Source organism: Ensifer sp. ENS03, assembly GCF_014852035.1.
Classification (GTDB): Bacteria; Pseudomonadota; Alphaproteobacteria; order Rhizobiales; family Rhizobiaceae; genus Ensifer; species Ensifer adhaerens.
In genome coordinates this window covers 103733-115968 of record NZ_JACVAV010000001.1, presented here as the reverse complement: position 1 = coordinate 115968, position 12236 = coordinate 103733, and the positions used below count along the sequence as shown (strand labels likewise).

The window sequence follows — 12236 nt, the reverse complement described above, 5'->3', positions numbered from 1 at the left end:
GTCCCGACAGGACGGAGAAGGTGGGAGGCTGGCACGATGACCCGTGCCGGAGCTCGTTGGGGCTGCTTCCTTCCGGACCTGACCCGGTTGGCGAGTGGCTCGTCCACCACCAACCTCCCGGCTTCCATATCGGCAATATCGAAAGCAAATGCAAGCCAAGCCGTCAAAAAACTGATATCGATATGCAAAACAAGGCGAATCCGCCATTCTCAATAGCCGAGGAGACCCAGTTGACGACCTTCACCCTCGACGAGCGGCTCGAGCGCGACGGCATTCCGATCGCCTCGATCGGGCTTTGCCAGATGCGGCTGATGAACGACCGCCGCTGGCCCTGGCTCGTGCTCATTCCTCAGCGTGAAGGCATTTCTGAGATCTTCGACCTCACCCCACTCGACCAGACGATGCTGACCTTCGAGACGACCATGGCAGCGACGGCGCTGAAGAAGGTCACTGGCGCCGAGAAGATCAATATCGGCGCATTGGGTAACATCGTCCGGCAGCTTCACGTGCATATCATCGCCCGCAGCGACGGCGACCCGAACTGGCCGGGGCCGGTCTGGGGCTTCGGCAAGGCGGAGCCGTGGGACGAAAAAGAACATCAGGCCTTCGCAGCCCGCATTCTGGAAAACCTCTGAACATGACGAAATCGATCTTTGACCTTCGCAGCCCGCATCCAGAGCCAAGCACCCTCGTCGCCTTCTCGGAGAATCATCTGGATCGCCAGTCGGAGCACCGGGCCGACGATTGCGTCCAGGTGGCACTGAAGCACCCGGGTGCGCATTTCCTGGCCTTCTCCGGACCGAAGCTGATCGTCAAGCATGACGAGAAGATCATCGACCCACTGTTTGCGCCTTATGAGCTTGAAGGTCTCGAACCCGTTCTCGACGAGACGATCCTGCTCGGCTACCTCGCCAACGGCGAGCCCCGGCTGGCCGTGCCGACGGGCCTGACGGACGAGACGATCACCGAGCCCTTCAAGATCGCCGACGGCCGCACCCTCTATCGCCAGCAGATGCTGCCGGAGGAACTGCTCGGCCAGTTCGCGCAAGGCTCGAGCTTGATTACCTGGAATGCCAACAACCGCTTCTGCGGTCGCTGCGCCGGCCCGATGGAAGGCAAGGCCGGCGGCTATCGCCGGGTCTGCACCGCCTGCGGCCATATGGTCTTCCCGCGCACCGACCCTGTCGTCATCATGATGACGATCGACCTTGAGCGCGATCTTTGCCTGCTCGGCCGCAGCCCGCATTTCGCGCCGGGCATGTATTCCTGCCTTGCCGGCTTCGTCGAGCCGGGCGAGACGATCGAAAACGCCGTTCGGCGGGAAACGCTCGAGGAGTCCGGCGTCCATATCGGCCGGGTGCGCTACCATGCCTCGCAGCCCTGGCCGATGCCGCACACGCTGATGATCGGCTGTTATGCGGAGGCGAAATCAACCGTCATCAAGCGCGACGAGCACGAGCTGGAAGACGTGCGCTGGTTCACGCGCGATGAAACGATCGCGATGCTCGAAAGGTCGACCGGGGTCGCCGACACCGGCGACGCGCATATTCCACCGCCGAAGGGCGCGATCGCGCACCAGCTGATGCGCGACTGGCTCGCCTGGGGCGAGCGGACATAAGGCGACGGATACAGGGAGATCGACCGTGTCCCGCTCCGAACGGCTGCTCGACCTTCTGCAGGTGCTCCGGCGCTACCGCCAGCCGGTGAGCGGCCAGCGACTGGCGGAAGAAACCGGCGTCAGCCTCAGAACGCTCTACCGCGATATCGCCAGCCTCCAGGCGCAGGGCGCTGATATCGAGGGCGAGCCGGGGCTCGGCTATGTGCTCAAGCCCGGCTTCATGCTGCCACCGATGATGTTTTCCGCCGAGGAGATCGAAGCCTTGGTGCTCGGCTCGCGCTGGGTCTCCAAGCGCACCGACGACGATCTCGCCGGCGCTGCCGCCAATGCGCTCGCCAAGATTGCCGTGGTGCTGCCGGCCGAACTTCGCGAGGAGCTCGACAGTTCGACCCTGCTCGTCGGCCCGAGCCCGCCGGCCACCAACGGCATCGACATCGCCGCGCTTAGGCGCGCAATCCGCAACGAGCGCAAGGTGGAACTCGACTACGTCGACAATGACGGCAGCGCGACGCAGCGCACCGTCTGGCCCTTTGCCCTCGGCTTCTTTGAGAACGTGCGCATGGTCATGGCCTGGTGCGAGCTGCGCCTGGACTTCCGGCACTTTCGCGCCGACCGCATGCAGAAGATGACGGTGACTGAGGCGCGCTATCCCCGCCGCCGGCAGGTGCTGATGAAGGATTGGCGCTCGAGCCAGAACATGGCGGCGTCGAAGCGAGAGACGGTCGGCTCCTGACGGGTGTTCGTGCGCCGATGCTGACAGAAACTGGCAGCGGCCAGCCCTAGCCTGCACCTCCCGCAACAAGGAGGAACAGCATGGCCAAGGCAAATCTCATCGTTCTCTACGTCAAGGACCCGCTCGCAAGCGTGACCTTCTATCGCGCGCTTCTCGCGCAGGAACCAAGCGTCACCTACCAGACCTTCTCTTCCTTCGAGCTGCCGGGTGGCTTCACGCTCGGGCTTTGGGCCGAACATACGGTCGCGCCGGAGCCGGCGGTATCGGGCAGCCGGTCGGAACTGGCCTTCATGGTGGAAGACGAGAGCGCGGTGCGCGCACGTTACGAGGATTGGAAGGGGAAAGGCCTGCCGATTGCGCAGGAATTGACCGAAATGGATTTCGGTCCGACTTTCGTCGCGCTCGATCCGGATGGTCACCGGCTGCGCGTCTGCCTCTACGATTCTTAAGCGAGAGGGTATGCTGCGCGCATCCCGCCAGCCTGAAGCGGCGGGATGCGCGAATGGTACGGAATTAGCGGCCGTAAACGGCGGCCTGGATCTGCGAACGGGACAGACCGATGTCGCTCAGTGCGTGATCGTCGAGAGCATTCAGCTCGCGGATCGCACGGCGGGTCTTCGCATATTCCATGATCTTCTGACGGATCTTCATCTTTAACACTCCTTACTTGACGAGCGTCAAATAGGCATTTGCCTAAAATTTGTGTAGCGCCACGATTGCAAACTAGGCATGCGCCAGACGCGTAGCCGGTTAACGAATTTTTGCCACTTTCGTCCCCGTAGGACGCGCGAAGCCAATGATTCCCCCGGAAAATCGCCGCCGGGTTCGGGCCCACCGCCTGACCGGCATGCGCGAGGTAACGCTGACCGCAAGAGGTGTTCAGCGGATATGGGCGCGAGACCGCCACAACCATAGGATTTATACTGACCAGAAATCAGGCGAGCGACTGACCTCCTGCCACGCTCGCTTCGCGATTTGGCGGAAAGCGCACTTGTCGCCCCCAATTCGCGTTGCCGACATGCATATGCGCAATTTATAATATTACCCCTGCACGATCTCCGGGGAGCGAGACGATGACGATGCAGCAGGAAGGCAGCGTTCAGCCCGCATCAAAGCCGATCAGGCGCCGCATGAAGGAGCGCGCGACCGCAGTCGACGAATGGTTTGCACCGGCAGCGAATACAATCAAGCACAGCAATATCGGGCAAATCCTGGCGCTCGTTGCGACCGCCTACACACTCTATTCTGTCTACGAGACGACCGTGGATCTGCAGGCCGACGTCCAGGTCCGTCGCGAGGAGAGCATTGAAAGAGCCTGGAACAAACTGCTGCTGCCGATGGGAGGCAACATTGGCAAGGGCGACGCACTCGACAAGCTTGTCAGCGAGAATGTCGACCTGACAGGCATCGACTTGTCGTGCAAGGAGCGCGGCACTTGGGACAGCCAGCTCAAGGCCTGCATCAACCGTCCGATTTACGCGAGCTTTACCCTTCCGCACCAACGCGTCGTTGCCGATGACCCCTCGTCTCTATTTGCCCAGGCTATGCAGACCATGCTGGATTTGACTTCGCTGCCGGTCACCAGCATGCAGGAAACAATCATTTCCGGCATGCGTGCCGAAAGAATGTACATACCTGCAACAGTCTTCAATAACGCTTCGATCTCGCGCTCCATGCTCTCCGGCACGCTGTTTTGGGGGGAAAGCAAGGGCCTTTCTATCAGGCGTAGCGATTTGTCTTACGCGTGGGTCGCGCAGGATATCGTCGTCGGCCAGTCCAACATCAGCGGAACAACATTTTCTGCCGGGCCTGGAGAAACGGCCTCGACAACGTTCTCATTTGCCGGTGGTAACTGGGCGTGGGCCGATATGCCACCGCGCGTAAGGGACGCATCCGATAGTCGGCCGGCGCCGGCGGCGTGGCTGCTGAACATGCGCCTGTGCGCCCATGAACTGCGCGCAGGCAACGAGACCGCGGTTTGGAAGGATGGCGACTATACCAGGATGGAGACGGCAACGGGCATTCTCCCACAGGCGCGAACGGAGAAAGACAGTGAACCTCCGCCGCCGCTCACGACGTCCCACGACGGTACTCAGATACCAGACTTGAGCACGAAGGATTGCCGGGCAGTTCCACCAGAGCTGGCTGCCGAAATCTTCCCTGACCGGTACCCGCCTGCTGCCGAAATCGCTGCTGCCAGGAAACAGCAAGCCAAGCAGGTGATCATCGATACCCTCCGCTGGGCGGAGTAGGGCGCAATGGCGTAAACGGTGGCCGCTGCCAGCACCCCTTCCCGCCACTAGAGCGCCATGCGTTCATACAAACGCATAAAGGACGCTCTAGCACTTTGATTCTAGAGCATCTTTCCGCCCGCAAGTGATCCACTTGAAGGCAGGATGCTCTAGAGAATGGCACCCTGGCCTGTGCAAACCTAGGCGTGCTCGTTCAGAGCACGCCGCGCATCGGGTGCGCGTTATAGGTTCCGAGGATGCGGACCTTTTCGGAGAAGAAGCGAAGCTCGTCCATGGCATGGCGCACGCCGACATCATCCGGGTGGCCTTCGATATCCGCATAGAACTGCGTCGCCACGAACCGGCCGCCAAGCTGGTAGCTCTCGAGCTTGGTCATGTTGATGCCGTTGGTGGCGAAACCGCCCATGGCCTTGTAGAGCGCTGCCGGGATGTTGCGGACATTGAAGACGAAGGTGGTGATGATCAGCTCTTCGTCGCTGGTGCGGGCGATGCGCTGCTCTTCCCTGGACAGCACGACGAAGCGGGTGACGTTGCTCTCGGTATCCTCGACGTTCTCGGCGATGATTTCGAGGCCATAGAGATCGGCGGCAAGCCGCGGCGCGAGCGCTGCCATCGAGCGGTCGCCCTTTTCGGAGACGAGCTTTGCCGCGCCCGCCGTATCGCCGGCGACGACCGGCTTCCAGCCGTTGGAGCGCACGATCTTGCGGCACTGGCCGAGCGCATGGATGTGGCTGTGCACGGTGCGGATCTCGTCACGCGTGACACCCGGAAGCACCATCAGCTGAAAACGGATCGGCATGAAATATTCGCCGACGATGTGCAGCCGCGATTCCGGCAGGAGGTGATGGATGTCGGCGACCCGGCCGGCGATCGTGTTCTCGATCGGGATCATCGCCAGATCGGCGTCGCCGTTCTCGACCGCGACGAAGGCATCCTCGAAGGTCTGGCAGGGCAGCGGCTCCATCGACGGGAACATGTCGCGGCAGGCCATGTCGGAATTGGCGCCATAGTCGCCCTGGAAGGAAATCCTGTTGGTCTTGGCGGTCACGGTAGCGTCCTTCTCAGGTTCTGATATCAGCGGGTACGGGCAGACAGGATGCGGCGGGCCTTTTCCAGCTCCACCGGCGTGTCCACACCAAGCGGGACCGAATCGACGATCTCGACATCAATGCGCATGCCGGCTTCGAGCGCACGCAGCTGCTCCAGCGATTCGCGGCGTTCGAGCACGGAGGGCTGAAGCGAGACGAAGCGTTCCAGCGCCTGCCGTCGATAGGCATAGAGCCCAATGTGATGATAGAGCGGGCCTTCGCCATGAGGCGCGGTCGCGCGGGTAAAATAGAGCGCACGCAGGCGCGTGTCGGAAAGCGGCGAACCGACGACCTTGACGATGTTCGGGTTGGTCTTCTCGCTCTCCTCGGTGATCGCCACCGTCAGCGTGGCGATATCGGTGGCAGTATTTTCGAGCGGGTTCAGCGCCGCGCGGATTGATGCCGGCTCGACCGTCGGAAGGTCGCCCTGGACGTTGATGACGATCTCGGCTTCGCCGTTCGGATCGGCCTTCCGCAGCGCTTCGTAGATCCGGTCGGAGCCGGACTGGTGGTCGATGCGGGTCATTATCGCTTCGAAGCCGGCCTCGCGCACGACGTCGAAGACCTGTTGGTCGTCAACGGCAACGACGACGCGGCCGACGTCCGCTTCCTGCGCTCGGGTCGCGACCTGGACGATCATCGGCAGGCCGCAAATATCGGCGAGCGGCTTTCCGGGTAGGCGTGTCGAGGCCATGCGCGCCGGAATGAGCACGATGACTTTACCTGAATTTTCGCGATTCATGATCTGGCCTTCAAAAACCCCGCCGAAAGTGTCAATAAGTCTCAGTTAGGGGCCGATAATCACTGTTGCAACGCAGAGCCAAAAGACATAGGTTCCGCGCGATTTCAAGATAGGCCGGGTTTTTGTTTGCGCCGGTGGCAAAGGGAGCGTTTGCAGATGAATTCATATGTGAACATGGGCGTGGGCGCCTTTCTGGGAACGGTCTTCGTTCTGATGTCCGTGTCCATTGCATCGGAAGGCATTTTCCATTCCGAAGCTCCCGAGAAGGAAGGCTTTACGATCGTTGCGGAAGAAGGCACGTCTGAAGCAGGTGCCGGTGGTGCCGCGGAAGTCGAAGTCGACATCAAGCCGCTGCTGCTCAAGGCCGACGCTTCTGCCGGTGAAGCCGTGTTCAAGAAATGCGCAAGCTGTCACACCGCCGACAAGGGCGGCGCAAACAAAGTCGGTCCGAACCTCTGGGGCCTCGTCAACCGTCCGATCGCTTCGCATGAGGGCTTCAGCTACTCGGCCGGCATGAAGACGTTTGCCGAAGGCGGCAAGGTCGTCTGGGACTACGACCACCTCAGCTACTTCATCGAAGCACCGAAGAAGCACGTTCCGGGCACCGCCATGGGCTTTGCCGGCGTCAAGAAGCCCGACGAGCGCGCCAACCTGATCGCCTGGCTGCGCGAGCAGGCCGACGCTCCGGCAGCACTGCCGGACGCATCTGCCGGTTCTGCCGAAGCCGCACCGGCTGCCGGCGAAGCAGCACCGGCTGCTGGCGCCGAAGGTGCAAAGCCGGCCGAAGCGCCGGCAACCGAAGCCAAGCCTGCCGAGGGCCAGCCGGCACCGGCTCAATAAGTTCAGCGGTCGGAAACGATCCCATGCAAAAGGCCCGGCTCGCGCCGGGCCTTTTCGTATTCGGGGTAGGCGGAGATGTTGCGCACGGAACGTTCAGGCCGATCCAAGCCTCCGCGGCGAAACAGTTTGCCGGAGAGAGCGGTAATCACATCAGCAGATAGGCCCAGACCGAAACGCTGATGACGCCGAGCGCGGTCGTCAGCGTGATCGTCGAGGACGCCAGCCCATGGCCGACATTGAAATGGTTGGCGATCAGCCAGGCATTGACACCCGTCGGCACCGCCGATGTCAGCACCAGCGCCGTCGTCCAGTTGTCGTTGAGGCCGAGCAGGTGGCAGCTCGCATAGACGACCGCCGGCATGACGGCGAGCTTCAAGACGCTCGTCACCGAAGCGAGCCCGAGATTGCCGGCAAGGCCGTATTTATCCAGCGCCATACCGATCGAGATCAGCGCCGCGGGTGCTGCCATCGACGCCAGTTGATCGACCACGGTCTTGACCGGACCGCCAAGCGGCTGGCCGATAAGGTGGAAGGCGGCGCCGCAGGCAAGGCCGATCACCAGCGGGTTGCGCACCAGATTGCGGGCGACACCGGCCAAGAGTTGCAGCGGGCTTTGCCCCGGCTTGCCGCCGGCGCGCCGCTCCGCACGCTCCATCAAGAGCGTGCCGGCTATCATCATGACGGGCAGATGCACCGAAAGCAGGATCGAAATCGCAACGATGCCCTCCTCGCCGACGATGCGCGACACCAGCGGGAGGCCGATGAAGACCGTGTTGGCGAAGGCGGAGGAGACGCCAGCGAGAACGCCCATGCGCGCATCCCGCCCGAAGACGAACGTCGCCGCCACGTGTCCCAACGTCCAGGTCACCGCGACGCCCGAGAAATAGGCGACCCAGAGCGGCCAGGGCGAACCGTCCTTGAAATCCGCTTCCGCAATCGTGCGAAACAGCAGGATGGGCACGGCGACGCGAAAGACGAAATCGCCCAAGGCTTCGCCGACGGCCGGTTTCAGGTAACCCAGGCGCACCAGCAACCAGCCGGCAAGGATCAGGATGAAGATGGGCAGGACGTTCTGGAAGATGTCGGACATGCGCGGGCCCTGGATCACGATGACCTTGGAGCGGATCGATCCAAGATCTTCGGGGTCTGTTCTCATGAGGTAGAGCGGGAGACGGGCGGAAGACCGCAGATGCTTTCCTCTTTCCGCTCCTGGAATGGTCCTGCCAGCAATAACGTTGTTCGCACCCGCGCCGCAAGCGCGCGAGCAGCGGGCACAGGGAGGGGAACATTCCCCGGCCGCAGGCGTTCCGAAACAGCATGAGGAACGAGCCATGCCGACAGAGAAGTCCATTTACGCGCACAAAGACGACGATCCGCATCTCATCGACGATGCGCTCGCCGACAAGGTGCTGCGCTACATCCAGTATGCGGCGATGATCGATACGCGCGAGATCTCGGTGATGGCGCTCGGCGGGATCGTGGTGCTTTCCGGTCATGTGGCGCAGGCATCCGACATCGCCTGCGCCGGCGATGCCGCAGCATCGGTGATCGGCGTCACCAGCGTCGAGAACCGGCTGGCGGTGATGCCGGGCGCGGCCGAGGCTGATAGCTGAGCCAGGAGTTGCCGTCCAGAAATCCCGATGATAGGACATGCCGGCATGAGATTTCGGCTGGCTTGGCGTTATCGCTGGAGAGCCGCCATAGGAGCCGCAGATGAGGACGGACCCGTCAGCAACCAGGTAAGCCGCAACAACGGTTGAATAAGTTGTTGCGGCGTCTGTCGGCTCACATTCAGAAGATTTGATGAAGTGGCAGATCGCCGCCGAATGGTTTTCATTTGCGCGGATGTTTCATCATGCCCGATCGTAATTCCCTCACCTGGTCCTATTCGCTGCCGGCAGCCCTTTTGCTGACGGCGCCCTTCGATATCCTGGCGTCGCTCGCCATGGACATTTACCTACCCGTCGTGCCCGACATGCCGGCGATCCTCGGCACGTCGCCCGCAGTCGTCCAGCTCACGCTCAGCCTCTACATGCTGCTTTTGGGGCTGGGTCAGCTGCTGTTCGGCCCGCTGTCCGACCGCTTCGGCCGCCGTCCCGTTCTTCTCGGTGGCGCGACGCTGTTTGCGCTGGCCTCGCTGGGACTGGCCGCAACCACCTCGGCACCGGTCTTCGTCGCCTTGCGGCTTGTCCAGGCGGCCGGCGCCTCGGCCGCACTGGTCGCGACCTTCGCGACCGTGCGCGACGTTTATGGCGCACGTCCGGAGGGTGTGACCATCTATGGCCTCTTCAGCACCATGCTCTCCTTCGTGCCGGCGCTCGGGCCGATCGCCGGCGCGCTGATATCAGGCGCTTTCGGATGGCGGGCGATCTTCCTGACGCTTGCCATGCTTGGCCTTGCAGCACTCGGCCAGGCCTTGCCGCAGTGGTCGGAAACCCGGCCCGACGCCGCAGCACCGTCAAAGCCGAGCTTCAGACCCATGCTCGCAAGTAGCGCCTTCTGGACCTATACGCTTGGCTTCAGCACGGCGATGGGCGCGTTTTTCGTGTTCTTCTCCACGGCGCCACGCCTGCTTATCGATCGCGCCGGCTATTCGCAGCTGGGCTTCAGCCTGGCATTCGCCACCGCCGCCGTCGTGATGATCATCGCCACGCGCTTCGCCAGGGGCTTCGTCACCCGCTACGGGACCTCCGGTTGCCTCGCCCGCGGCATGGCCTTGATCATCCTCGGCGGGCTGCTGCTTGGCGCGGGCGAAGCCTCGGCGGTGCCGTCGTTCCAGAGCTTCGTGCTGCCAATGTGGGTGATCGCCTTCGGCATCGTCATGAGCGCCTCGGTCACCGCCAACGGAGCGCTCAAGGCCTTCGATGCCATCGCCGGGACGGCGGTCGCGCTCTACTTCTCGATCCAGAGCCTGATCGTCAGCCTCATTGGCACCGGCGCCGTACTCCTGCTTGGCGGTGATACGGCCTGGCCGCTCGTCGGCTATTGCCTCGGCATGGCGACGATCACGCTGCTGGCGCTGGCGTCTCACAACCGGCGCGAAAATCGATAGCCTTGCCCCTCCCGGAGCGGTCGCCTGCTCCGGGAGGTCTTCAACAAGAAAGGCGGCAACATGCCCCTTGACCTCGCCCCTGGGGCTGGCCCCAGACTACCTTCATGACCGATTCCTACTTCCTCGCAGGCCGCTTCGGCGCCGCCACACGATTGTCGCCGAAAGCACTCAGGCTTTATGCCGAGCAGGGCCTGCTGGTGCCTGCCCATGTCGATCCCGCGACCGGTTACCGCTATTACGCCGCCACGCAGGCAAGCCGCGCCAGGCTGATTGCCCGGCTGCGGCAGCTGGGCCTGCCGATCGCCCGGATCGCACGGCTGATCGATCTTCAGCCCGACGTTCGCCTCACTGAGCTGCGCGCCTGGCTGGAGGTGCAGAGCAAACGACTCGAGGATCAGCGCGAGCTGGTGGAGGCAATCATCCGGCAATCGAGCGGCGGCGACGATCCGCTGGTCAGGGCCGTTGCCGTGCGCGACGTCGCGCCTTCGAAAATCGTCTATCGCCAGCACCATGTGACGGTGGATGCGCTCGAGGCCTTCACCGAAAGCGCCGAAGCGGAGATCCGCGGCTATCTTGCGCAATCGGGCAAGAGCGACGATGGGCCGATGACGCTGCATTTCCACGAGCCGGTCAATCACGACGGCAAGGGTCTCGTCGAGGTGGCGATCGGCTATGACGGCAGCCTCGAACCCACTGGTGATCTGCGCATCCGCCTTCAGCCGGCGGGACGCGAAGCGTTCCTGGCCGTGGCCGAACCGTTCGAAACCTTTCCGGCCGTGCTCCGCGTCTATGACGCGATCGAAGCCTGGTTCGAGCAAAGCGACGATCTCAGCTGCTTCGGCAGCCCTTACGAAATCTATCCCGGCAGCGGCGGTACCCGCTTCGATGTCGCCTACCCCATCGTGCGCTAACCCAATCCCCGCACGCTCCAATCACTCAAGGACCAACCGATGCAGCACTTTTCCTATGTGGGCTCCGGCCCCTATTGCTACGCCAACTCGTTTGCAATGATGTTCGGCGAAGCCGCGCCCTCGACCTCGACCATTGAGCTTGCCACCGGTAGCCCCTTCGGCATGCAGATCGTCGGCGGTACCCTGCCGTTCTTCGACCCCTATGGCTGGGATCCGGAGGCCGGGTTCGACGGCGCGCTGAAGGCGCTCGGCTGGACGTCGCAGGTCAGCAGCGGCGGCGAGCCCGAGGACGCGCTTTCCCGCCTGCGCTCGGCGCTGAAGGATGGTCCCGTCTGGGTCGGCCCGGTGGAGATGGGGCATCTGAGGCACCAGCCCGGCATGACGGGACCGATCGAGGCCGATCACTATGTCGTGGTCCTCGCGATCGACGAGACGCGCGTGCTGATGCACGACCCGCAAGGATATCCCTACGCCTCCCTGCCGCTCCGCGATTTCATGACGGCCTGGGGCGCCGAGACGCTGAGCTACGGCGACCCCTACACCATGCGATGGGGATTCTCTCGCGTCGCCGACGTGAGCGAGGTCGAGGCAATCCGCGCCTCGGTGCCGGCCGCGATCCACTGGCTCTCGATGACCACGGACCGGCTGGTGCCGACGGGCAGCCTTGGCAATGCCGACGCAGCCGAAGCGCTCGCCGCTCTGATCGAAGACCATTGCGACAAGAACCTGCGGGCTCACCTCGTGCACTTCGCCGTTCGTGTCGGTGCCCGCCGCGCCGGCGATGCGGCGTCCTGCCTGGCGCGGGCGGGCCTTGCCAAATCCGCCGCCATCGCCGGCGAACAGGCACGGCTGATCGGCGCGCTGCAGTATCCGCTGGTCCTGCGCAGGGATGCCGAGGCGGCCGCAAGCCTACGCCTTCTGGCACCGACCTACGACCGGCTGTTCACCACCCTGCAAGCCGGGGAGTGATCCCAAAAGCCGCGCAACTCCGGACGGAAAA

General features: G+C 63.1%; 14 protein-coding genes and 1 other RNA gene. 10 read left to right on the top strand and 5 right to left on the bottom strand.

Annotation, left to right across the window (positions count from 1 at the left end; all coding sequences use genetic code 11):
- Positions 1-20 precede the first annotated feature (20 nt).
- Positions 21-118: signal recognition particle sRNA small type (gene ffs / locus IB263_RS00590), an RNA gene on the bottom strand.
- 64 nt (positions 119-182) lie between these two features.
- Here ffs and IB263_RS00585 point away from each other — a divergent pair.
- The 4 genes from IB263_RS00585 (at position 183) to IB263_RS00570 (ending at position 2800) form a co-directional block, all read left to right on the top strand.
- Positions 183-635 (top strand): HIT domain-containing protein, encoded by a 453-nt coding sequence (locus tag IB263_RS00585; RefSeq protein WP_029742355.1) that lies wholly within the window; start codon positions 183-185, stop codon positions 633-635.
- Between the two features lie 2 nt (positions 636-637).
- Complete coding sequence (gene nudC / locus IB263_RS00580) at positions 638-1618, top strand: NAD(+) diphosphatase (protein WP_029742354.1); 981 nt, start codon at positions 638-640, stop codon at positions 1616-1618.
- A 25-nt stretch (positions 1619-1643) separates the two neighbouring features.
- Positions 1644-2351: a YafY family protein gene (locus IB263_RS00575; protein WP_192437355.1), complete on the top strand. Its 708-nt coding sequence runs from the start codon at positions 1644-1646 to the stop codon at positions 2349-2351.
- Positions 2352-2431: 80 nt separating this feature from the next.
- Positions 2432-2800 (top strand): VOC family protein, encoded by a 369-nt coding sequence (locus tag IB263_RS00570; protein ID WP_029742352.1) that lies wholly within the window; start codon positions 2432-2434, stop codon positions 2798-2800.
- Between the two features lie 64 nt (positions 2801-2864).
- Here IB263_RS00570 and IB263_RS00565 read toward each other — a convergent pair whose 3' ends face one another.
- Positions 2865-3002 carry a DUF1127 domain-containing protein gene (locus IB263_RS00565; RefSeq protein ID WP_064817013.1) on the bottom strand — a complete coding sequence of 46 codons (138 nt, stop codon included), beginning with the start codon at positions 3000-3002 and terminating at the stop codon, positions 2865-2867.
- Positions 3003-3424: 422 nt separating this feature from the next.
- Between IB263_RS00565 and IB263_RS00560 the strand changes: the two genes are divergently transcribed.
- The gene (locus IB263_RS00560; protein ID WP_029742351.1) at positions 3425-4603 is read left to right on the top strand and encodes a hypothetical protein; all 1179 of its coding nucleotides are present in this window, start codon (positions 3425-3427) and stop codon (positions 4601-4603) included.
- A gap of 193 nt (positions 4604-4796) precedes the next feature.
- Here the strand turns inward: IB263_RS00560 and IB263_RS00555 are convergent, their stop codons facing one another.
- The gene (locus tag IB263_RS00555) at positions 4797-5651 is read right to left on the bottom strand and encodes a prephenate dehydratase (RefSeq protein WP_029742350.1); all 855 of its coding nucleotides are present in this window, start codon (positions 5649-5651) and stop codon (positions 4797-4799) included.
- 26 nt (positions 5652-5677) lie between these two features.
- Positions 5678-6433 (bottom strand): 3-deoxy-manno-octulosonate cytidylyltransferase, encoded by a 756-nt coding sequence (locus tag IB263_RS00550; protein ID WP_029742349.1) that lies wholly within the window; start codon positions 6431-6433, stop codon positions 5678-5680.
- 156 nt (positions 6434-6589) lie between these two features.
- Here IB263_RS00550 and IB263_RS00545 point away from each other — a divergent pair, with 156 nt between their 5' ends.
- A complete protein-coding gene (locus IB263_RS00545) occupies positions 6590-7273 on the top strand; it encodes a cytochrome c family protein (protein WP_029742348.1) in 684 nt (227 codons plus the stop codon).
- Positions 7274-7418: 145 nt separating this feature from the next.
- On the opposite strand, the gene IB263_RS00540 is transcribed toward IB263_RS00545, so the two are convergent.
- Positions 7419-8363, bottom strand: coding sequence for an AEC family transporter (locus IB263_RS00540; RefSeq protein WP_029742347.1), 945 nt, complete (start codon positions 8361-8363; stop codon positions 7419-7421).
- A gap of 241 nt (positions 8364-8604) precedes the next feature.
- On the opposite strand from IB263_RS00540, the gene IB263_RS00535 reads away from it, so the two are divergent.
- The 4 genes from IB263_RS00535 (at position 8605) to IB263_RS00520 (ending at position 12205) form a co-directional block, all read left to right on the top strand.
- Positions 8605-8886 (top strand): BON domain-containing protein, encoded by a 282-nt coding sequence (locus IB263_RS00535; RefSeq protein WP_029742346.1) that lies wholly within the window; start codon positions 8605-8607, stop codon positions 8884-8886.
- 242 nt (positions 8887-9128) lie between these two features.
- Positions 9129-10325: a CmlA/FloR family chloramphenicol efflux MFS transporter gene (gene cml, locus IB263_RS00530; protein WP_192437353.1), complete on the top strand. Its 1197-nt coding sequence runs from the start codon at positions 9129-9131 to the stop codon at positions 10323-10325.
- 104 nt (positions 10326-10429) lie between these two features.
- On the top strand, positions 10430-11236 hold the full coding sequence (locus tag IB263_RS00525) for a MerR family transcriptional regulator (RefSeq protein ID WP_112976979.1): 807 nt from the start codon (positions 10430-10432) through the stop codon (positions 11234-11236).
- Between the two features lie 39 nt (positions 11237-11275).
- On the top strand, positions 11276-12205 hold the full coding sequence (locus tag IB263_RS00520; protein WP_060609457.1) for a hypothetical protein: 930 nt from the start codon (positions 11276-11278) through the stop codon (positions 12203-12205).
- Positions 12206-12236: the final 31 nt, after the last annotated feature.

What these genes read in the sequence shown, in the direction of transcription:
- IB263_RS00565 (WP_064817013.1), bottom strand. Translation starts at nt 3,002, where the DNA reads ATGAAGATCCGTCAGAAGATCATGGAATATGCGAAGACCCGCCGTGCG.
- IB263_RS00550 (WP_029742349.1), bottom strand. Translation starts at nt 6,433, where the DNA reads ATGAATCGCGAAAATTCAGGTAAAGTCATCGTGCTCATTCCGGCGCGC.
- IB263_RS00570 (WP_029742352.1), top strand. Translation starts at nt 2,432, where the DNA reads ATGGCCAAGGCAAATCTCATCGTTCTCTACGTCAAGGACCCGCTCGCA.
- nudC (WP_029742354.1), top strand. Translation starts at nt 638, where the DNA reads ATGACGAAATCGATCTTTGACCTTCGCAGCCCGCATCCAGAGCCAAGC.
- IB263_RS00540 (WP_029742347.1), bottom strand. Translation starts at nt 8,363, where the DNA reads ATGTCCGACATCTTCCAGAACGTCCTGCCCATCTTCATCCTGATCCTT.
- IB263_RS00585 (WP_029742355.1), top strand. Translation starts at nt 183, where the DNA reads ATGCAAAACAAGGCGAATCCGCCATTCTCAATAGCCGAGGAGACCCAG.
- IB263_RS00520 (WP_060609457.1), top strand. Translation starts at nt 11,276, where the DNA reads ATGCAGCACTTTTCCTATGTGGGCTCCGGCCCCTATTGCTACGCCAAC.
- cml (WP_192437353.1), top strand. Translation starts at nt 9,129, where the DNA reads ATGCCCGATCGTAATTCCCTCACCTGGTCCTATTCGCTGCCGGCAGCC.
- IB263_RS00535 (WP_029742346.1), top strand. Translation starts at nt 8,605, where the DNA reads ATGCCGACAGAGAAGTCCATTTACGCGCACAAAGACGACGATCCGCAT.
- IB263_RS00560 (WP_029742351.1), top strand. Translation starts at nt 3,425, where the DNA reads ATGACGATGCAGCAGGAAGGCAGCGTTCAGCCCGCATCAAAGCCGATC.
- IB263_RS00545 (WP_029742348.1), top strand. Translation starts at nt 6,590, where the DNA reads ATGAATTCATATGTGAACATGGGCGTGGGCGCCTTTCTGGGAACGGTC.
- IB263_RS00525 (WP_112976979.1), top strand. Translation starts at nt 10,430, where the DNA reads ATGACCGATTCCTACTTCCTCGCAGGCCGCTTCGGCGCCGCCACACGA.